Genomic DNA, 20,771 nt, shown 5'->3' on the forward strand with positions numbered 1-20,771 from the left:
TTTTTGTCCCACTACGCGTTTTACTCAACGACCTTGTCCGGCTGGATGAGCTCCTCGTAGTAGCTGATATGTTCACGAGCGTCTTCAATCTCGGGCAGCAGGAAGTTGTAGATAACTTCGATGATCATCGTGGCGCTGATCTTGGAGAACGCAAAGTCACCCGTCGTCAGCAGCGCCTCGTGGTTGACGGTATTAAAAGTGTAGTCTGCCAGGCGCGTGAGTGGAGACTTGCTGTCGCTGCTGATGACGACTACGGTGGCACCGCAGTCGCGAGCCGCTTTTGCCATGCGATTCAGTCGGCGCGACTTGCCGGAGTTTGAGATGAGCACGATGACGTCACCCGGGCGCAACGTGAGCGCAAAGCCGATTGATGTCTCGCTAATGGTGCTCGCCATGCAGCGCAGGCCCAGCTGCGAAAACTTAAACGTCGCATCGAGCGCGACCGCGTTCGTATTTCCCACAGCCGCAAACTCAATAACCCCTGCATGCTTAAGGGCATGCACAACAGCCGCCAACGTATCGTGGTCGATCCCGTCGATGGTCGCATTAAGCTCGCTCACCTTGGCAGCCAGGATGTTCTTAAGGCTCTGCTCCATATTGTCGAGCGAGACTTCGTCAGTCAGGCCCTCGTTGCGCTGGCTTTCCAAATCCCTCGCCAACGAAAACTGAAAGCTGCGGAAGCTGCCAAAGCCAAGCTTGCGGCAGAAGCGCGAAACGGTCGCCTCGGACGTGGCGGCGGCGCGCGAGAGCTGAGCCGCCGTGAGGCGTGGCGCCTCGGACTGGTGCTCCAATATATAGTCGACAATGCGCTGCTCGGATTCGCTGTATCCCTGATGGGTACTAATGAGGGAAAGTGCGCTCTTGCTACTATCGGTCATGGATGGCTCCTGGTTGGCATGATAATCGGACTCGTTTTGTACTGTCATAGTATAGGGGGATTTTCAATTACAAGATACACCTTGCCGTTTCAAGTGTTGATGGTAAACTTTCACCTACCGTTTACGGTTATGAAAGAACCTTTCACCGGAGAATTGCTCCTTGTCTCTTCTCACGCGGACGGTAGGTTGGTATCTTTCAGTTGTGGAAAAGCGCGCAAGGACGCGCGTGTAGGGGAGCGCCTGCGGGCGCAAAACTTAAAAAGGAGGGACACATGGCTAAGTTTGACATCATCGCCGCCACCGGTTGCCCGACCGGTATCGCGCACACCTTCATGGCGAAGGAGGCGCTGGAGAAGGCAGCTGCCGAGCGCGGTCTGACCATTAAGGTCGAGACCCATGGCCAGGTCGGTGTCGAGAACGAGCTCACCAAGAGTGAGATCGCCGGTGCCAAGGCCGTCGTCGTCGCAGCCGATAAGGATGTCCAGGCGGAGCGTTTCGCCGGCAAGCGCATGGTTTCCGTTGGTGTTTCCAAGGCCCTGTCCGTCGAGGCAGCCGGTAAGCTGATCGACCGCGCGCTCGCCGCCAAGGGTGACGACTCGGTTGCGGCTGCTGCCGATGTCGAGGATGAGGTCGAGGAGAAGGAATCTATCGGCCACATCATCTACAAGCACCTCATGAACGGCGTCAGCCACATGCTGGTCTTCGTCGTCGCCGGTGGTGTCCTGACCGCCGTTTCGTTCCTGTGGGGCATCACGTCCTTCGATTCGACGGCGTCTGACTACAACAGCTTTGCCGCTATGCTTAAGATCATCGGCGGTATCGCCATGAACCTCATGGTTCCCGTGCTTTCCGCCTATATCGCCGAGTCCATCGGCAAGCGCCCGGCGCTCGTCCCCGGCTTCGTTGCCGGTATGATCGCCATCCAGGGCCTGCCCGTTAACGCCGAGACCGGCATGATCGACGCCGGCGGCGCCGGCGTGGGCTTCGGCTTCCTGGGCGGCATCGTCGGCGGCTTCCTCGCTGGCTATGTCATCCTGCTGCTCGAGAAGGTCTTCTCCAAGCTGCCCAAGAATCTGGACGGCCTCAAGGCTATCTTCCTGTACCCGCTGTTCTCGACCGCCATCGTCGGCCTGGTCATGCTCGGCATCTCCGGCCCCATGGCTGCCATCAACACCGCCATGATGGACTTCCTCAAGGGTCTGTCCGCCTCTGGCGCCATTGTCCTGGGCCTTGCCATCGGCTGCATGTGCGCCGTTGACATGGGCGGCCCGGTCAACAAGGCTGCTTACGTCACCGGTACCGCTATGCTCACCGAGGCCTTGGCTGCTGGCGTTGGCACCGATACCTACAACTTCGGCACCAACTTCATGGCTGCCGTCTCCGCCGCCTGCATCGTTCCGCCGCTGATCACCACCTTCGCCGTCGTCGTTGGCAAGAAGTACTTCAGCCAGGAGGATCATGACGCCGGTATCGTCAACCTCATTCTTGGTTGCACCCACATCACCGAGGGCGCCATTCCGTTCATGACCAAGAACATCTGGCCCGTCATGCCCATCATGATGCTCGGTTCCTCCATCGCCTCGATCCTGACCATCATGTTCAACGTTCACGATCCGGCGCCTCACGGTGGCTTCCTGGTCCTGCCCGTTGTCGAGAACGGTCCGCTGTGGGTCCTCGCGATCCTCATCGGCGCTGTGATCGGTGGCATCCTGTTCGTGGCCTTCAAGAAGTACGACTTCGAGAAGAATCAGAAGGCCGCTCCTGTAGCCAAGCCGGTTGAGGCTTCCAAGGCTGCTGCCGTTGAGGCCCCTAAGGCCGATGCTGCCGACTTCGTGAAGGTCGAGAATGTCTTTGTCGCCGAGGACTTCGCTTCTCGCGACGAGGCTCTGAGCTTCGTTTCCAACCAGGCTGTCAAGGCCGGTATCGCCAGCGACGCCGACGCCGTGATGAACGCCTTCCTGGCCCGCGAGGCCGAGGGCACCACGGGCATGATGGAGGGCTTCGCCATCCCGCATGCCAAGTCCGACGCCATTACCGAGGCTGCCGTCATCGTCGTTAAGGACGATGACGGCGTGACCGGTTGGGATACCATGGACGGCGCTCCCGTCAACGTGGCCATCGCTCTGCTCATCCCTGGTGCACAGGCCGGCACCACGCACCTCAAGATCCTGTCCAAGGTCGCCGAGGCGCTCATGGACGAGGACTTCCGTGCCACCGTCAAGGGTTCCACCGACGCCGCCGAGATCGCCAAGACGATCAACGCCCGCCTGGTCTAATTCAACAGTACGCGAATAACATCGCCCCCTGTAACAAAGGCGAGGACTCCCTACGGGTCCTCGCCTTTTTTCATGCCACCCGGCACTTAGGGACGTCCTTTTCCTGCCGGCACCCCGGGACACTCCTTAGTCCCCAACAGGGCATTAATAGCCCTCATCGACTGAATCACCCACGCGAACAATAATTCAGCCAGAATTCCTTTCGCACGATATTGCTCTGGACCATCCGAGTTTCCGCAACTCGCCTGCCGGACGGGGCGGTTAAGTTTGTCGCGAGTTCCGCACGCAAAGGAAAGCACTTAATGTGCTTTCCGTCTTGCGCAGGACTGTAGAGCAGCAAACTTAACCGCCCCGCCCGGCAGGCGAGCGGACAGGACAGACAACTGTCCAACAATTCGTGCGAAACACAATGAAAAACAGTTTGATGTGAGTTAATATAAACAACGTCGTGAATCTGACTCCTGCCACATGCATGACAGGGGTTAAACACAAAAAAGGAGTCAACTATGGTTTCTGAGAAGGCTACCCTCGTTAATCCTCAGGGTCTGCACATGCGTCCGGCTGGTCTGTTCGCCTCCACCATGGGCAAGTACGCCTGTGACGTGACGGTCGTCACCCCCGAGAAGGAGGTCAACGGCAAGTCCCCGATGGCCCTCATGGCTGCTGGTATCCCCTGCGGCACCGAGGTCGAGGTCAAGTGCGACGGCGCCGACGAGGCCGAGGCTCTGGCTGCTGCCATCGAGCTCATCAAGAGCGGTCTTGGCGAGTAGAACTCAAACGGGTCGCATGTTGAACAACTAAGTTCATATTTGGGGGCGCAGTGACCTGTCTTAAGGTAGCTGCGCTCTTTTGTCATGGATATGGCAAAACGCTTTATCACATGACACGGAGAGAGGAATGGGAATGTATCAGGGAGTCAACGCTTCCGAGGGCATCGGTATCGGCACCGTCATGGTCGCCGTCGATCCCGACTTGACGTTTGAGCCGCACGAGGTTGCTGATTCGGCAGCAGAGAAGGAGCGCTATCAGACCGCTCTTTCGGTCTTCTGCGAGAAGACCCAGGCTCAGGCCGACCACATGAAGGAGACGGTGGGCGAGGCCGAGGCCGAGATCATGAGCGGACACATTGTCCTGGCTCAGGATCCGGGCATGACCGACGCCATCAACGCCGCCATTGACGGCGGCACCTGCGCCGAGCAGGCGCTCATGGACACCTCGACCATGTTCGAGAACATGTTCCTGTCCATGGACGATGAGATGTTCCGTCTGCGCGCGGCCGACATCGCCGACATCCGCACCGGTATTCTGGCCGAGCTGCTGGGCAAGGAGGTCGTCGACCTTTCCGTCCTGCCCGAGAACACCGTCGTTGTCGTGCACGACCTCACGCCGTCCATGACCGCCACGATCGATAAGGCCCACGTTGCCGGTATCGTCACCGAGACCGGTGGCCGCACGTCGCACTCTGCAATCATTGCGCGCGCCCTCGAGATCCCGGCTGTCCTTTCGGTTTCCAACAGCTGCACCGCACTGCGCAACGGCATGACCGTTGTCGTCGACGGTGGCAAGGGTATCGTCGAGGCCGATCCCGATGAGGAGACGCTCGCCGCTTACACTGCCAAGGCCGAGGCTTTCGCTGCCGAGAAGGCGGCTCTCGAGGCCTTCCGCGGCAAGCCGTCCGTGACTGCCGACGGCATCAAGAAGATCATTGCCTGCAACATCGGCAACCCCGATGACGTGCCCAACGCGCTCGATCACGATGCCGAGGCTATCGGCCTGTTCCGTTCCGAGTTCCTGTTCATGGACTCTGCTGAGCTTCCTTCCGAGGAGGAGCAGTTCAACGCCTACCGTAAGGTCGCCAGCGCGCTCAAGGGCGCTCCGGTCATCATCCGCACGCTCGATGTGGGTGGCGACAAGGAGATTCCGTACCTGCACATGGTCAAGGAAGAGAACCCCTTCATGGGCTTCCGCGCCGTGCGTTACTGCCTGGCCAACCCCGACCAGTACAAGGTCCAGCTCCGCGCCCTGCTGCGCGCCAGCGCCTTCGGTGACGTCAAGATTATGATCCCGCTCGTCACCTGCGTCGAGGAAGTCTTGGCTGTCAAGGAGCTCGTCGAGCAGTGCAAGACCGAGCTGACCGAAGAGGGTCGCAAGTTCAACGAGAACATCGAGGTCGGCATCATGGTCGAGACGCCTGCAGCCTCGCTGCTCGCTGACCGCCTGGCCGAGGTCGCCGACTTCTTCTCCATCGGCACCAACGACCTGATCGGCTACACCATGTGCGCCGACCGTGGCAACGACACCATCTCCAACCTGTACCAGGTTTACTATCCCGCCGTGCTCCGCTCGCTCAAGAACATCATCGAGAGCGGCGTGAAGGCCGGCATCATGGTCGGTATGTGCGGCGAGGCCGCTGCCGATCCGTTGCTCGAGCCGCTGCTGATCAGCTGGGGCCTGGAGGAGTTCTCGATGAGCGCTCCGTCCATCCTGCGCGCCCGCAAGACCATCAGCCAGTGGACCAAGGCCGAGTGCGACGAGCTCGCCGAGAAGGCGCTCGCCTGCAACACCGCTGCCGAGGTCAAGGCACTGCTCGAGTCCGCAGCTCGCTAATTTGGTATCAGAGGTAACCGCGTGGTTGGAATGGGCCGGCCACGCGGCCCTCACATATACAGGGGGTACTGTAAATGTTCTACACGCTAACCGCTAACCCGGCTGTCGACATGACGGTTTCGAGCTCTCCGCTCGAGCCCGACGAGAACGTCCGCACCGGCTCGGCCAGCTACACGGCTAACGGCAAGGGCCTCGACGTGTCCTTCGCCTTTAAGAAGATGGGCGTCGACACCGTCGCGCTCGGTTTCTTCGCCGGCTTCACGGGCAAGTTCATCGTCGAGGAGGTCATGAACCTGGGTTGCCTCTGCCGCCCGGTCTGGACCGACGGTATCACGCGCATCAACACCTACGTCAACGATGGCCAGCACGAGTACGGCATCCTGAACCCTGGTGCTCCGATCACGCCGCAGCACCAGGAGGAGCTCTACAACATCCTGGACACCGCGGGCGACCTTGAGTGCCTGATCGTCTCCGGCTCCGTGCCTCCCAAAGCTACGCCCGACTTCCTGGCTCAGGTCATGGAGCACGCTCAGGCCCGTGGCGCCGACGTCGTCCTGGACCTGTCCTCCGACAAGCTCAAGGAGCTCGCTCACAAGAAGCCGCTGCTCATTAAGCCGAACCATCACGAGATGAAGGCTATCTTCGGCGTGCCGGTCGACACCGACGACGAGGTCCGCGTTGCCATGAAGCTGGCTCACGAGGCCGGCGTCCAGAACGTGCTGCTCACCCGTGGTAGCCGCGGTGACGCTTACTTCTCCAACGGCGAGGACATCTGGTATGCCAAGCGTGAGTTCAACATCAAGCTTGTCTCTTCCGTCTGCGCCGGCGACTGCACCCTCGCTGCGTTCCTGCACAAGTGGTACAGGGATCGCGACAACGTCGAGGAGGCCATGAAGCTCGCTATGGCCACCGGCGCCAACGTTGCTGAGTCCGTCGGCATCGGCGACTTTGGTCACGTCGACGAGTACAGCAAGCGCGTTGCTGTCCGCAAGCTCGATCGCAAGTAAGCGAAACGCGACATATTCGTGCGCATGCGGCGCTCCGGTTTCGGCCGGGGCGCCTTTTTTGTTCCGCCATGGTGGAGAGGTGTCCTGCCGTACTTCATCGCTTCCACACCGTTCACCGAGTTGTTGTAGCCTTTTGCCGAAGCGTGGAATATACTTTCATTAACACGTTACTTCGTGAAAGGAACATTCATGATTTACACGCTTACTGCAAATCCCGCTATTGACTACAACATCTCCTGCGATGGCCTGACCGCCAACACCGTTACCCGCACCCGTAACGCTGTCTACACCCCCAACGGCAAGGGTCTCAACGTTTCGTTTACGCTCGACCACTACGGCGTCGACACCACGATCCTGGGCTTCTTCGCCGGCTTCTCGGGTGAGTATATCGTTAAGGGCGCCGAGGCCCTGGGCGTGCCCGTCAAGCCCGTGTGGACTGACGGCATCACGCGTGTCAACGTGTTCCTCAACGCCGGTCCCGACACCGAGTACAACATGGTCAATGCCGGTGCCGCCATCAACGCTGCCAACGAGCAGGAGATGTTTGAGCTTATCGATTCGCTCGATGACATGACCTGCCTGGTTATCAGCGGCTCGCTGCCCCCCAACACCTCCGAGGGCTTCCTGGCAGAGGTCCTGCGTCGCGTGAAGGCGAAGGGCGCCGAGTTCGTGCTCGATATCTCGAGCCATCAGCTGGCCGACCTCATTGCTATGGAGCCGTTGCTCATTAAGCCCAACGACGACGAGCTGCTCGACATCTTTGGCATTAAGGTGAGCGGTGGCGACGACGAGTCCGTCAAGGGCGCCATGGCCGAGCTGCACGCCAAGGGCGCTAAGAATGTACTGCTGACGCTCGGCGGCGACGGCGCGTACTTCTCCAACGGCGAGCACATCTGGTTTGCCAACCGTACTTTTGAGGTTAAGCTGCTGTCGACGGTGTGCGCCGGCGATTCTTCGCTGGCCGCCTTCCTGTCCGTGTGGCACGACGCCCCGGAGCGCGTCGAGGACGCCCTGCGTCTCTCGATGGCCACCGGCGCTAACGTGGTCGAGTGCCCCGGTCTGGGCGACTTCGCCAAGGTCGATGAGTATCAGAAGGGTATTGCAATCCGTCAGGTTTGCTAGTTCCGGCACCTTGCCTGAATAGTTCAATTATTTCGCATCCGTCTTAGACCAGGACGGATGCGTTTTTGTTTATCGGACTTGCGTGTGCAGTGGAGGCTGTTTCTTGCTAGACTTCTTGCAGACGCAATCGATAGCCAATTTGATAGTCGCAGGAGGCCATAGGCATGTGCAATGTTTCGCTCAACGGTACGCAGCCGACCGATGCCTCTATCCGTGTCCTGCGTGCGCTTGAGGCAGCAGGTCTTGAGGCTTGGTACGTGGGTGGTTGGGTACGTGATGCGCTGATGGGATGCCCCAGCCACGATGTCGACATGTGCTGCAGCGGCCTGTGGCTGGAGTCCAAGGCGGCACTCGAGGCCGCCGGCATTGCGGTAGTTGAGTCGGGCATTAAATTTGGCGGCATTACGGCTATTTGCGATGGCGAGCGCATTGAGGTCACCACCTATCGCCTGGACGGCTTCTATACCGACGGTCGTCATCCTCAGAGTGTGGAGCGCGCCGCTTCGCTTGAGGACGATCTGGCGCGCCGCGACTTTACCGTCAATGCCATGGCGTGGCATCCCGAGCGCGGCCTTGTCGACCGCTACGATGGCCAGGGCGACCTAGACCGCAAGCTGATTCGTGCCGTCGGAGATCCCAAGCGCCGCTTTAACGAGGATGCCCTGCGCATGTTGCGTGCGGTGCGTTTTGCCTGCCGCCTGGACTTTGTGATTGAGCCCGAGACCAAGTGTGCCCTTGCCGAGTGCGCGCCGCTGCTCGATGCCGTGGCGCGCGAGCGCGTGGGTATTGAGCTCGAGGGCATTCTATCGACCGGCCACGGGGGAGACGCGATGCTGCGCTACCCCGAGCTCATCTGCGCCGCCGTGCCCGAGCTTGCGCCGGCTCGTGGGTTTGACCAGCGCAGTGTCTATCATGCGTTTAACGTCTACGAACATATCGCCCGCGTGCTGACGGTGGCAGGGGAGCTGGCGCTGTGCGATGGCGTGGCGCCTTCGCCGAGCTTAATGTGGGCAGCGTTTTTGCATGACGTCTCCAAGCCCGATTGCTTTACGGTCGATCACGCCGGCAGCGGCCACTTCTACGGTCATCCCGAGCTCGGCGCCAAGAAGGCGCGCGTCATTATGGATCGCCTGGCGCTCTCGCACGATTTGGTGCGCGATGTGTGCCTGCTCATCAAATACCATGACAAGCCGCTGCGCCCCGAGCGCTCCTGCCTGCTCAATATGATGCGCGCGCTTTCGGGCGAGGGCGTCGACACGCCGCGTCTGATGGACGAGCTCATGGATCTTAAGCGTGCTGACACACTTGGTAAGGCCCCGTCGTGCTTCTATTACGTCGAGACGATTGAGGAGATGCGCGCGATGGCGCACGAGCTGCTGAAGGCGGGGGAGCCCTATACGCTCAAGATGCTCGCCATTAACGGCGGCGACCTGATCCGCGCCGGTGTGAAGCCGGGGCCCGAGCTAGGCCAGCTACTCAACTCCGCCCTCGACGCCGTGATCGAAGACAACATTTCCAACGAGCGCGAAGCTCTTTTGGTCCATCTCAACTTGAATTAGCTACCCAGTTTACCTGCGCGTTCCATAACCTGCCGACAATTTTTTCGGCAATTTGGAATTTCTTCTTGCGCTGATGTTTTTTGTCCCGTAATATATGTCCTCGCAGCACGGCAGTGCAGATGTCATGTGGCCCGTTCGTCTAGCGGTTTAGGACGCCGCCCTCTCAAGGCGGAGATCACCAGTTCGAATCTGGTACGGGCTACCACGCATCTGATACCCGGTCTTCCCATGGAAGGCCGGGTTTTTTATTTTCAAACAACCGTCTGCAATTCCCGTTTGAACCAGAGCTTTGCGTTCTGCCTATGGCCCTTACGGGTACAATAACCAAGATATTTTGACTGTTAGAAGGAGTCTCATGACGGAGTCCTCTCAGCATACGTCTAAGCCCCAGGTCGAGGTTGAGGCCTCGGGCGGAGATGACAATAAGAGCGCACGCCGCGGCGCCATCTTTATCGGCGTCGTGCTGGTGGGTTATATCGTCTATCTGGTGGTAACCGGGCAGATGGGGCAGTTCTGGGCCGCTATGTCGAGCGTCCAGGCGCCATGGCTCGTTATCGCGTGTCTTTGCATGTTCATGTATCTGTTCTTTGGCATTGTGGCCTATGCGATCGCCGTTTGGCTCGACCCTTATTCGCCCGTCGGCATTCGCGACCTGATCTCGGTCGAGGCGAGCGGTATCTTCTTTGGCAACCTGACGCCCATGATGATGGGCTCTACGCCCGCCCAGATTTACCGCCTGACCAAGGCAGGCCAAAATGTCGGCGAGGCCGGTGCCACGCAGTTCACGCGCTTTATCGTGTATCAGTTTGGCCTCGTTGCCTGGGGCGCCATTCTGCTGCTTGCCCGAATGCCGTTTTTCGCCGAGCGCTATGGCGACATGACGCTGCTGTGCGTCTTTAGCTTTGGCGGTCACTGCTGCATTCTGCTTGGCATCTTTGCCGTCGCGCTCATGCCTAAGACCGTCACGCGCGTCGCGCACTGCATTATCAATTGGCTCGAGCGAATGGGCGTCTCGGCCACCAAGATTGAGGGCTGGCGTACGTTTGTCGACGGCGAAATCTACTCTTTCTCCGAGAAGTTCAAGCTTTCAGCCGGCCACTTTTCGTCCATGCTGCTCACGGTGGTCATCACCATGATGCAGCTCGCGTTTTTCTACCTCGTGCCGTATTTCCTGATGCTTGCCTTTGGCCACCACGAGGTCGACTTTTTCTCGGTCATGGCCGCGAGCGCCTTTGTCCAGCTGTTGAGCTCTGCGGTCCCCTTGCCCGGTGGAACTGGTGGCGCTGAGGGCGGCTTTGCATTGTTCTTGGGTCATTTCTTTGGGTCGGCTTCGACCGCCGGCTATCTGCTGTGGCGCCTCATTACGTTTATTGCGCCGACCATTTTGGCTGCGCCCCTGTTGGGCCTTAAGAGCGCCCACAACGAGAGCATCCATGCGCGCTGGGATCGCGTGATGCGCAAACTCGGCCGCACGCCTCAGACGCCCTCTGCGCCCACTAAGCCGCACCCCACGAATGCTGTTACCGTTGATCCCAAGAAGCACGCTCAGAAGGCTTCTGGGACCGCTAAGCCGGCTCATAAAGCCTATGTGCGCCAGACAGGCGACGGTATTCGCGTATCTCCGTCGGCACTCAATAAGAAGAAGCACCCTAAGTCGCAGTAGGGCAGTCGTGCGTTCTTCATATTGCCGGGCTTTTTTGTGCCGGATGGGGGATAATCCTCTTACGTAGATTATCTCTCATCTGTTGATGAATGCCCGCATATCGAAGGGACACGCCCATGGCCACCAGCAAACCTCGTATTGATCGCCGCATCGTTCGCAGCCGCAATGCCATCCTTTCCGCTTTCGAGCGCCTGCTCATGGAAAAGCCGCTGGCAGACATTACGGTGAGTGCCATCGCGCGCGAGGCCAATGTCGACCGCAAGACCTTTTACGTTCACTTTGGTACGGTCGACGGCCTGCTCGATGCCATTGCCGTCGATGTGGTGGAGATGATTGTCGACTCGGTCGAGAAAACGCTTGCTTCAATGGACGGTGACACCAACGAGCGCGCCCTGGGAGCGGCGGCGACCTTCTTTAAAACCGTTAACGAGGCGTTATGCAACAACCTGGTGCTCAATCGTCAGCTGATCGAGAACATTCCGCTCGATGATTTTATGGCTCGTCTTCGTGCACCTCTCGAGCACGAGATTGCCGAGCGCAATCTGCTGCCCCAAGGCCTTAAGGATGAGATGTTCGACTACTATCTGGCGTTTTTGCTGTCAGGCATTATCGGTATCTATCGCACGTGGGCGCTGTCTGACGGCTCGGTTCCTATTGAGCGCGTCTCTGAGGTCGCCAACGACCTGACTCTCAATGGCCTGTCGAGTCTGGAATCTCGCTTGGATTAGGCGCAGGCTTGAGTTCACGAGGCGCTTGTCGGGGTGCAGCCCGATCGACCAGGCGACGAGCATCCCGCCGAAGCAGTCGATGACCGGGCTCAGGTAGACCTTCTCGCCGCCCGGGAGCCTGAACTCGGTGATGTCGGTGAGCCACAGCAGGTTGGGCTCGTCGGCGTGGAAATTCCTGTTTACGAGGTTCTCCGGCGCCTTGTAGACCTCGCCGGCGTAGGAGCTGTAGCCTGAGGATCCTTAAAAGAAAGTCCAGTTTATCCTTCCCACTCCAATTGGGAATCCACCGATGCGCCTTCGCACGCTCACATGACCTCGATACCATGCGAGCGTGCGAACTCGACGAGCTCTGCGTTGCGGGCGTTTATGGTGCCGAAGGCGGCGGGGCACACAATAAGGCGCGCGCAGTGGACGAGGAGCTCTTTGGCGCGGGCTATGGTTTTATCCCCGATCGGCTCGAAGGCGCGCTCGGCCACGCATTCCGCTGCCAGGTCGCGCGCGAGCTCGCAGTCGATGTCCCCTTCGTGCAGAACGCCCGCGTAGAACGCCTTGCCCTGCCGGACGAGCTGGCGAAACACAGCCGACCCCGTACCTGCGCCGGCGATGACGAACGTGTGCGCATCGCCGTGCGGGCGCCCAATTTCCACGCTGCCGAAGCGCTCGTTGAAGGTGCCATGCTGAAGGCCGTAGAGCTCGCCAATCGTCTCGCGCGTGAATATGTCCTCGGGTGCGCCGGCGCGGAAGACCCGGCCGTCCTTCACGCAAATCACCTTGTCGGCGCTTTTCTGCGCGAGCTCGAGTTCGTGGATGGACATGATGACAGCCACATTCCGCGATTTCGCAAGGTGGCGAAGTATTCGCAGCAGGTCGATCTGGTAGCGGATATCGAGATACGACGTGGGCTCGTCGAGCACGAGCACACGCGGATCCTGCGCGATGGCGCGTGCGAGCATGACGCGCTGGCGTTGCCCGTCGCTTATCTGCATGAAGTCGCGCTCGGCGAGCTCTTCCACATGTGCGGTTTTCATGGCCTCGTCGACCCGACTATTGTCGTCGGGCGAGAGTGTGCCCATTCGCCCGGTGTAGGGATGCCTTCCCGCCTCTACGATATCGCGGCAGGTGAGGAGCTCGGTCCGGGGGCGATCTGTCAGCATAACGGCAAGGTTCCTTGCGAACTCCGCCGTCTTCCATCGGGAAATCTTCCGCCCGTCGAGCTCGACCGCGCCGGCAAGCGGTGCCAGATGGCATGTGATGGTTTTCAAGATGGTCGACTTGCCCGAGCCGTTCGGCCCGATGAGCGCCACGACGTCGCCCGCGCGAACCTCCAGATCGACGCCTTCGACTACGACCTTCTTGTCGTAGCCCGCCGACAGGTCGCTTATGTGGAAAAGCGGCGCTCCGTCAGCCTGCGTTTCGACCGTAGTTTCGAGGTTCGGCTCCGCTCGGAGGAGGCGTTCCGCGCGGAGTTCCGCACGAGCCGAAAGTGCCTTCTGGCGCTTTCGTGCGAGCTCAGGACTGTCTAAGCACGGAATGTCCCCTCCGAGCGTTTTGGGCCGCGGCACGAATTCCCCCATCTACCTCACCCGCTTCTTCAACATGAGCGCGATAACCACCGGAGCGCCGAAGATGGCGGTGACGGCGCTGATGGAAAGCTCGACGGGAGAGAACAGTGTGCGCGCGATCAAATCGCAGCCCGCGCAGAAGATGGCGCCTCCCAAGAAGCACGCAGGAATCACGCGGATGGGCTTCGACGACTTTAGCACCGACTTCACGAGATGCGGAACCGCAATGCCTACGAACGACACCGGACCAGCGAACGCGGTCACGCAGGCGGAGAGCATGCTCGCTAGAAGGACGAGCGCCACGCGGAAGCGTGCGACGTTCACGCCGACGCTTTTCGCGTAGGCTTCTCCCAGCTGGAAGGCGGAAAGGGGCTTCGATATCGCGAATACGCATGCGCTTACGGTGATCACCACGACCGTGATGACCGCGACGTCGTCCCAGCTCGAACCCGAGAAGCTACCCAAAGACCAGTTGTGCAGGTTCACGATGGACTGGTCGTCGGCGAAGGCGATGAGGAAGTTCGTCGCCGCCGAGCAGATGTATCCCACCATGACGCCCGCCACGATGAGCATGGCCATGGAACTTATGCGCCGTGCAATGAGGAGCACGAAACCGATGGTGATAAGCGAGCCCAGAAACGCTGCGGCCACCATGGCCGGCGAGGACATGGCCTGGTTTGCGCCCAGAAGTACGATCATCGTAAGCGCGACGACGAACTTTGCGCCCGAGGAGACGCCCAAGATGAACGGGTCGGCGATGGGGTTGTTGAAAAACGTCTGCAGCAGGAACCCGGAGAGCGAAAGTGCCCCGCCGAGAAGCACGGCTGAAAGTACGCGCGGCAGTCGAATCTCCCAGATGACCTGGCTTTCCATGGAATTGGCCGCGCCGCCCGAAAGGATGCCGGGGATGTGGTCTGCGGGCACGAGCACGCTCCCGATGCACAGGTTGGTCCCGATGAGCACGATGAGGGCAACAGCGAGCAGCGCCGTCACGACGCGACACCGCGCGGCGCGCCCCGATTCGTCGTATGCCATGGAAAGTCGGCTTCTCATGGTGCTAGCCGAGCTTCCTCAGATAATGGAAGTCGCTCGTGTCATCGCCGCTGAACGCCCCGTGCAGCTCGTCGATAATGTCGGCGGTAGAAGTCATCTGCTGGTACATGTCGGCGCTTGTGACCCAGACGTTGCCGTTCCTCACGGCTTTGAACTGCGACAATAGCGCGTTTTTGCCTACGAAGTCGTTCAAGGTGGCAACCGATTCGTCGATGGTGCCGTTGTAGACGATGATGTCGGCATCCTTCGCTGTCGCGTAGAAGCGCTCCATTTCGAGCGTTACTGACGAACCTGACGTCGACGCCGTCTGCGCGTCATCGAGCGCGTAGCTGCCGCCTGCAAGCTCGATCATCTGCGCCACGTAGTCGCCCGCCCGCCGCGTGACGGCGGCCCCGTTCGAGTTAATGTAGAAATACGCCACGGTTTTACCTGACGACGCGAGCCCCGACGTTTGCTCGACGCGGGCCTTCTGCTCGTTGAACAGGTGCGTGGCCTCGTCTTCCTTGTCGAACAGGACGCCGAAAAGCTTAATCCACTCGACGCGCCCGAGTGCTTTGGGCTCGCTCGACGACTGTTCGGTGAGCACGACGAGCCCGAGCTTCTGCAGCTTTTCCTTCACATCGGGCGTGTGGTTGATCATGGTGTTCTCGATGGCGAGCGTGCAGCCCGAGGCCGATATTCGCTCGTAGTCGGGCGCGCTGTACTTGCCGCCGTAGGCGATCGCCCCACTTCCGAGCGCGCTTTTGAAGCCCGCGACCGAGCAATCGTCGGCTTTCGTGCCCGACATTAAGATATTGTCGTTCGCATCGAGCGCGTCGACCAGGCACATCGTCGCCGACGACACGAGGTACACCTTGTCGGCGGGGCGCCTTATGACCGCGATGTCGGAGCTTAACCCATCAGGTACCTTCGCATCTTGCGGCACCACGAGGAAGCGCTCCCCGTTCGAAACGCAGATAAGCCGCAGGCCGCCTTCGAACTCGTCGACAGTGAAGTGCTCGGCGTATTCAAGCTGAAGCGCTCCCGTCGGCTCCCAGCCGCAGCCCAAATCGGCGTTGTGGAAGTCGGCCGCGGCGCTTGAAGCCGTTCCCGCAGGGGAGCCGCCGCTTGCATCGTCGCCCGATTTCTCCTTCATGGTGGATGAGTCGAAGTGGAGCGTGTAGTCGATGGTGTGCGGCGTCGACATGGCGACGGTCTCGGCCGACACGGCGATGTCCTCGTCGAGCGTGACGGGTATCTCGAACGTGGAGTTGCCGCCGTCGTTTACGGGCGCGTAGTCCACGCCGTCGACGGTCATCTTGTCGTAGTTCGAACTCGACCAGGTGATGGTCGCGGTGTAGGTGTCGCCATCCTTCACAATTGTGGTGGGTGAGGCGATGCTTGCGCGCCCTGACCCGCCGGAAAGCGAGACGCTCACCGTGTATTCCTGAGAGCCCGCCGTGCCACCGGTCGCGTTCGGGCTCGCACTGCACCCCGCGAAGGGAAGCGCGAGCAGGGCGACGAGAACGCAGGCGATCGCGCGCGCCGCGATGCTGTGGAGCTTCCTGTTTTCCCCCTTGGGAAGAATCGACCGCATGGCGTTACTTCAGTGCGTCGGCGCGCAGATCGACGCCGGCGGATTCGAACACAAGTGTGCGGTCGTACCACTGCTCTTTTCTAATACTCCACGCGGCACAGGCGGTGTCCTCGTCGAGCGCATCAACGGGCACGTCGTAGGTGTACTTGCCTTCCGCGTTTTCCACATAGGGGATGAAGTCGGCCTCGCTCGCGGCGGCAGCCTCGTCGCCCGTGCCCATGAAGAGCTTGCCGTAGCCCGTGCCGGAAAGCGTCATCACGCAGTGCATGGAGCCGTTTTCCACGATGAGCTGGGCGTCCACGATCCTGAACATGTTCGAGCTGGAATCTACGGTGATTGGATAGGTGCCGTCGGCCACCTTGTCGGCGGTGATGGGGGCAGCGCTTGCGCCCGCGGGCGCATCGGCCGCCTGTTCGGTCTTTTCCTGGGAATCGGCATCGCTTGCCTTTGCGCTGTCGATTGAATTTCCGGCGCAGCCGGCGAGCGAGAATGCGCAAAGCGCCGCCGACAGGGCGAAGACGAGGGTTTTCTTCAACATGGAGGGGGTTCCTTTCAATCGCTTCGACCGCCCGTGCCGTGCGGTGGGCGGTCGGGATGCGAATGCAACGGGCATGCGTCGTCAGTCGGGGAAAGGCGCATGCCCGTTGCACGGGGACGCGACCGGCGCCCCCGTGCGCGGCGAGTTTACAGCTTGGCGATGGCGTCGTCCACGTGCGAGACGTAGATGTCGTCGACCGCGACGTTCTGTCCCAGACCCTGGAGCAGGCACGTCACTTCGAAGCCGGCGGCCACGAACTTCGCAGCCCAGCTGTCGGGGTCGGTCTCGTCTGCCATGTCGTTGTTCGCGTGGTCGCCCGCGACCACCATGAACGGCGCGAGCACGGCCTTCTTGTAGCCTGCGGCGCTCGCGGCGGCGATAACATCCTCGCAGGTCGGTTCAGCCTCGACGGTGCCGACGAAGAACTGCGTCAAACCCTCGTTCTTGAACACTTCCTGCATCTTGGCATAGTCGGCGTTGGAATCGGCTTCGGTGCCGTGGCCCATGAGGCACAGCGCCGTCTCGCCGTCGTCGAAGGACGCCATGTTCTCCTTAATGGCTGCGGCCACCTTTTTGTAGTCGTCGTCGGAGGTGAGCAGCGGGTCGCCGAGCGAGATCTTGTCGAACTTGTCGGCGTACTTGTCGAGCTCGTCTTTCACGTCGGCGTATTCCAGGCCAGCCATGAGATGCGTCGGCTGCACGACGATTTCCTTCACGCCGTCTTCCACGCAGCGGTCAAGCGCCTCGGTCATGTTGTCGATCGTGATGCCGTCGCGCTTCTTCAGCTTGTCGATGATGATCTGCGCGGTGAAGGCGCGGCGGATGTCGTAGTCCTGCCAGTACTTCTCGCGGATAGCGTCTTCGATGGCGCCGATGGTGATGTGGCGCGAGTCGTTGTAGCTCGTGCCGAAGCTCGTGACGAGAATGACCGGCTTCGCGGCCTTCTCCTTTTCACTAGATTTCTCGGAACTCGCGGAGGTGTTGGAGCAGCCCGCGAGCGCGACTCCGGCGAGCGCGACGGCTCCGGTTGCTGCGGCGCCCATGAAGCCGCGGCGTGACATCTGGTCGGACATGGTTTTTCCTTTCCTCGGTTTGCCGGTCCCCCGGCGACAGTTGCTTGTCGGCACAAGCGAAAGAAAAGCGCACCCCTCGGGGTTCACAAGGAGCTAACGCCACGGCGATGCCGTGAGGAAAAGGCGAAGCAGTCTGGCTTGGGGCGCGAGGCGGTTCGCCCGCGCGTCCTATACAGTAATGTCCCTTGCCCAGGATTCCCACCTGGTTCCCTCCGCAAGCCAGCGCGGGCTGTGCAGGCGCCGCGCCGGTCATTTCCTTTTATCCGATTGTCATATGCTCGTTGCCGAAACTTTTACTATGATAGTGGGCACTTGTGAACGTGTCAAAGCCAGCGCGGGCGGCATTGCGCCTCCTGCCTGCGTATTTGCGCCGATTGCTGCCGCAGGCGCCGTGTTTTGCCCGCTGCGCGAATGGCGGCGTAAACGGTTGCGATGAGAAACGGGAAGGGAAGGCTCGGATGATTCATATCGTTGGCGCAGGTTCGGGCGCCGCCGACCTTATCACGCTGCGCGGGGCGCGTCTTCTACGCGCGGCCGACGTGGTCGTTTGGGCGGGGAGCCTTGTGAACCCCGAGCTGCTCGCCGAGTGCAAGGAATCCTGCGTCGTCTACGACAGCGCGCACATGACCTTGGAGGAAGTGCTCGACGTGATGTGCACGGCGGATGCGCGGGGCGAGGAAGTGGTGCGCCTGCACACGGGCGACCCGTGCCTGTACGGCGCCATCCAGGAGCAGATGGACGCGCTCGACGCGCGCGGCGTGGTCTACGAGGTGGTGCCCGGCGTGTCGAGCTTTTGCGGTGCCGCGGCGGCGCTTCGCCAGGAATACACGCTGCCGGGAATCAGCCAGTCGGTCGTGATCACGCGGCTTTCCGGGCGCACCCCCATGCCCGCGGGCGAGGGCATGCGCACCATGGCGGAAAGCGGCTCGACTATGGTCATCTTCCTGAGCTCGGGTATGCTCGCCGAGCTTTCCGCCGAGCTTTTGGCCGCGGGCCGCAGCTCCGACGAGCCGGCGGCGCTCGTGTACAAGGCGACCTGGCCTGAGGAGCGCGTGGTGCGATGCACAGTGGGCACGCTCGCTGATGCGGGCGCGCGAGAGGGCATCGACCGCACGGCGCTCGTGGTGGTGGGCCGCGTGCTCGGAGTTCGCGGTGGGCTTGCGCACAACGGCGCGCAAGCGGAGTCGTACGAGCGCAGCAAGCTTTACGACCCTTCGTTTGCCACGGGGTATCGGAAGGCGAGCAGCTAGCGTGGCCTTCGAGCACTACATATATACCGGGACGACCCGCCTGCGCTGCGGCTACACCACGGGGAGTTGCGCCGCGCTTGCGGCGAAGGCGGCCTGCGAGATGCTTTTGTCACGAAAGCCCGTCGGCCGCGTGTCGATCGTCACCCCCGGCGGGCTGCCAGTCGAGACGGACGTGGTCGACACATGTATCGGCGAGGGGTGCGCCCAGTGCGCCGTGCGAAAGGACGCAGGCGACGATGCAGATGTGACCGACGGCGTGCTCGTGTACGCGCGCGTGGAACATGCGGGGTCGGGCACGGGCGCTGCGGGCAGCAAGGGCGTGCCCGCGCGCGAATCGGAAGTTTCCGTCGATGGCGGCGTGGGCGTGGGGCGCGTGACGTTGCCCGGGCTCGAGCAGCCGGTGGGGGCGGCCGCCATCAACGCGACGCCGCGCGCGATGATCACTTCGGCGGTGCGCGAGGTGTGTGCCGCGCACGGCTTTTCTGGAAATATTGCTGTGACGATTTCGGTACCCGAGGGTGTTGCCCTTGCCGAAAAGACCTTCAACCCGCACCTGGGGATAGAGGACGGCATTTCCATCCTGGGCACGACGGGCATCGTCGAGCCGCGCAGCCTTGCTGCCTTGCGCGACAGCATCGAGCTCGAGATCCGGCAGCATGCGGCTATGGGGCGGCGCGGAGTCGTGCTCACGCCCGGCAACTACGGCGGGCAGTTCATCTCGGGGCATTTCCACCTAAACGGTGCGCCGGTGGTCTTCATCTCCAACTTCGTGGGCGATGCGATTGATTGCTGCGTTCGCGAGGGATTTACCAATGTCCTTCTTGTGGGACACATCGGCAAGCTGGTGAAGGTTGCGGGCGGCATCATGGACACCCATTCGCGTACCGCCGACTGCCGCGCGGAGATTCTGGCCGCCCACGCGGCCTTGGTCGGCGCGGGCGCGAAGACCGTGCGCGAGATCATGTCGTCGGTCACGACCACGGCGGCGCTCGAGGTAATCGAGGCCGCCGGCGTGGGGGACGCTGCGCGCGCCTCGCTCGCTGTGGCAATCGAGGACAGGTTGCGCCGCCGCGCGGCGGGCGGATGCGACATCGCCGCGGTCGTGTTCGACGCCGAGCGCCGCGAGCTTTTCCGCACGTCGGGCGCCGATGCAGTTATCGGGGAATTGGGGGCGACGTATGAGTAAAGGCGTGCTGTACGGCGTGGGTACGGGGCCTGGCGACCCCGAGCTGCTCACGATCAAGGCCGTCCGCACAATCGAATCGTGTCCGGTCATCGCCGCACCGCAGACGGCGGACGGGGCCATGGTCGCGCTCGACATCGTGCGCGGCGCCGTCGACCTTACAGGCAAGACGGTGATCCCCGTGCGATTCTCGATGACGCGCGACGTCGAGCGCCGCGCGGCCGAGCATGCCTCGCTTGTTCGCGAGCTTGTCGCGCACCTGGATGCGGTCCGCGACGTCGCGCTGCTGAACCTGGGGGACCCGAGCATCTACGCCACCTTCCAGCGCATAGCGCCCGACGTGCGCGCCCGCGGGTTCGAGGCGCGCGCCATTCCCGGCGTGCCGAGCTTCTGCGCGGTCGCCGCGGCGCTCGAGCGCGACCTCACGCCCGAGATGTCGTCGCCTCTGCACATCGTGCCCGGCGGCTACGACGACGTGCGCCGCGCAATCAGCTGGCCGGGGACGAAGGTGGTCATGAAGGCGCGCCGCTCGCTTGCGGACACGAAGCGCATCCTTCGCGAGGAGGGCGCCTTCGACGGTGCCGAGCTCGTAGAGGACTGTGGGCTTCCGGGCGAGCGCGTGTACCGCTCGGTCGACGATGTGCCCGATCGGGGCAGCTACTTCTCGACGATGGTGGTGCGCTAGATGAGGGTTTC

17 protein-coding genes, 1 tRNA gene and 1 pseudogene are annotated in these 20,771 nt (G+C 61.4%); 12 read left to right on the forward strand and 7 right to left on the reverse strand.

The genetic code is table 11. The annotated features are described in order from the left end of the window. Positions 1–20: 20 nt before the first annotated feature. Positions 21–878: a MurR/RpiR family transcriptional regulator gene (locus tag DW943_RS00245; protein WP_233543528.1), complete on the reverse strand. Its 858-nt coding sequence runs from the start codon at positions 876–878 to the stop codon at positions 21–23. A gap of 272 nt (positions 879–1,150) precedes the next feature. On the opposite strand from DW943_RS00245, the gene DW943_RS00250 reads away from it, so the two are divergent. From DW943_RS00250 to DW943_RS00290, 9 genes are all read left to right on the forward strand, one after another. Beyond that, the gene (locus tag DW943_RS00250) at positions 1,151–3,154 is read left to right on the forward strand and encodes a fructose-specific PTS transporter subunit EIIC (RefSeq protein WP_117861847.1); all 2,004 of its coding nucleotides are present in this window, start codon (positions 1,151–1,153) and stop codon (positions 3,152–3,154) included. A 506-nt stretch (positions 3,155–3,660) separates the two neighbouring features. Beyond that, a complete protein-coding gene (locus tag DW943_RS00255) occupies positions 3,661–3,924 on the forward strand; it encodes an HPr family phosphocarrier protein (RefSeq protein WP_022094575.1) in 264 nt (87 codons plus the stop codon). 133 nt (positions 3,925–4,057) lie between these two features. Then, positions 4,058–5,761, forward strand: coding sequence for a phosphoenolpyruvate--protein phosphotransferase (gene ptsP / locus DW943_RS00260; RefSeq protein WP_055250441.1), 1,704 nt, complete (start codon positions 4,058–4,060; stop codon positions 5,759–5,761). A 74-nt stretch (positions 5,762–5,835) separates the two neighbouring features. Further along, entirely contained in the window at positions 5,836–6,768 is a 933-nt protein-coding gene (locus DW943_RS00265; protein WP_055250439.1) for a 1-phosphofructokinase family hexose kinase, read from the forward strand. A 189-nt stretch (positions 6,769–6,957) separates the two neighbouring features. Continuing rightward, positions 6,958–7,890, forward strand: coding sequence for a 1-phosphofructokinase family hexose kinase (locus DW943_RS00270; RefSeq protein WP_117861848.1), 933 nt, complete (start codon positions 6,958–6,960; stop codon positions 7,888–7,890). Between the two features lie 164 nt (positions 7,891–8,054). After that, positions 8,055–9,449 carry a CCA tRNA nucleotidyltransferase gene (locus DW943_RS00275; RefSeq protein ID WP_117635163.1) on the forward strand — a complete coding sequence of 465 codons (1,395 nt, stop codon included), beginning with the start codon at positions 8,055–8,057 and terminating at the stop codon, positions 9,447–9,449. A 128-nt stretch (positions 9,450–9,577) separates the two neighbouring features. Then, positions 9,578–9,654 (forward strand) — tRNA-Glu (locus tag DW943_RS00280). Between the two features lie 150 nt (positions 9,655–9,804). Next, positions 9,805–11,112 (forward strand): lysylphosphatidylglycerol synthase transmembrane domain-containing protein, encoded by a 1,308-nt coding sequence (locus DW943_RS00285; RefSeq protein ID WP_117757230.1) that lies wholly within the window; start codon positions 9,805–9,807, stop codon positions 11,110–11,112. Positions 11,113–11,228: 116 nt separating this feature from the next. After that, positions 11,229–11,840, forward strand: a complete 612-nt coding sequence (locus tag DW943_RS00290) for a TetR/AcrR family transcriptional regulator (RefSeq protein ID WP_158551920.1) — start codon at positions 11,229–11,231, stop codon at positions 11,838–11,840. Between the two features lie 3 nt (positions 11,841–11,843). Here the strand turns inward: DW943_RS00290 and DW943_RS10620 are convergent. The 6 genes and pseudogenes from DW943_RS10620 to DW943_RS00320 form a co-directional block, all read right to left on the reverse strand. Further along, a pseudogene (locus DW943_RS10620) lies at positions 11,844–12,068 on the reverse strand (DDE-type integrase/transposase/recombinase); the annotation flags it as partial. A 77-nt stretch (positions 12,069–12,145) separates the two neighbouring features. Then, positions 12,146–13,414 carry an ABC transporter ATP-binding protein gene (locus tag DW943_RS00300; protein ID WP_117861850.1) on the reverse strand — a complete coding sequence of 423 codons (1,269 nt, stop codon included), beginning with the start codon at positions 13,412–13,414 and terminating at the stop codon, positions 12,146–12,148. Next, positions 13,415–14,437 carry an iron ABC transporter permease gene (locus DW943_RS00305; protein WP_117757228.1) on the reverse strand — a complete coding sequence of 341 codons (1,023 nt, stop codon included), beginning with the start codon at positions 14,435–14,437 and terminating at the stop codon, positions 13,415–13,417. Positions 14,438–14,459: 22 nt separating this feature from the next. Further along, positions 14,460–16,031, reverse strand: coding sequence for an ABC transporter substrate-binding protein (locus tag DW943_RS00310; RefSeq protein ID WP_147348612.1), 1,572 nt, complete (start codon positions 16,029–16,031; stop codon positions 14,460–14,462). A 4-nt stretch (positions 16,032–16,035) separates the two neighbouring features. Further along, positions 16,036–16,569 carry a hypothetical protein gene (locus tag DW943_RS00315; protein ID WP_117716075.1) on the reverse strand — a complete coding sequence of 178 codons (534 nt, stop codon included), beginning with the start codon at positions 16,567–16,569 and terminating at the stop codon, positions 16,036–16,038. Positions 16,570–16,715: 146 nt separating this feature from the next. Further along, positions 16,716–17,642 (reverse strand): sirohydrochlorin cobaltochelatase, encoded by a 927-nt coding sequence (locus DW943_RS00320; RefSeq protein WP_117583469.1) that lies wholly within the window; start codon positions 17,640–17,642, stop codon positions 16,716–16,718. A 458-nt stretch (positions 17,643–18,100) separates the two neighbouring features. Between DW943_RS00320 and cobM the strand changes: the two genes are divergently transcribed. The 3 genes from cobM to cobI are packed head-to-tail and all read left to right on the forward strand — an operon-like array spanning position 18,101 to position 20,760. Continuing rightward, positions 18,101–18,892: a precorrin-4 C(11)-methyltransferase gene (cobM, locus tag DW943_RS00325; RefSeq protein ID WP_117757226.1), complete on the forward strand. Its 792-nt coding sequence runs from the start codon at positions 18,101–18,103 to the stop codon at positions 18,890–18,892. 1 nt (position 18,893) lies between these two features. Beyond that, positions 18,894–20,078 (forward strand): cobalt-precorrin-5B (C(1))-methyltransferase CbiD, encoded by a 1,185-nt coding sequence (gene cbiD, locus DW943_RS00330; RefSeq protein WP_255415003.1) that lies wholly within the window; start codon positions 18,894–18,896, stop codon positions 20,076–20,078. Then, positions 20,071–20,760 (forward strand): precorrin-2 C(20)-methyltransferase, encoded by a 690-nt coding sequence (gene cobI, locus DW943_RS00335; RefSeq protein WP_117861852.1) that lies wholly within the window; start codon positions 20,071–20,073, stop codon positions 20,758–20,760. Before cbiD ends, cobI begins: the two co-directional genes overlap by 8 nt. The last annotated feature ends 11 nt before the right edge of the window (positions 20,761–20,771 follow it).

The sequence above is a fragment of the Collinsella sp. AM44-11 genome (assembly GCF_003467145.1).
Taxonomy (GTDB): Bacteria; Actinomycetota; Coriobacteriia; order Coriobacteriales; family Coriobacteriaceae; genus Collinsella.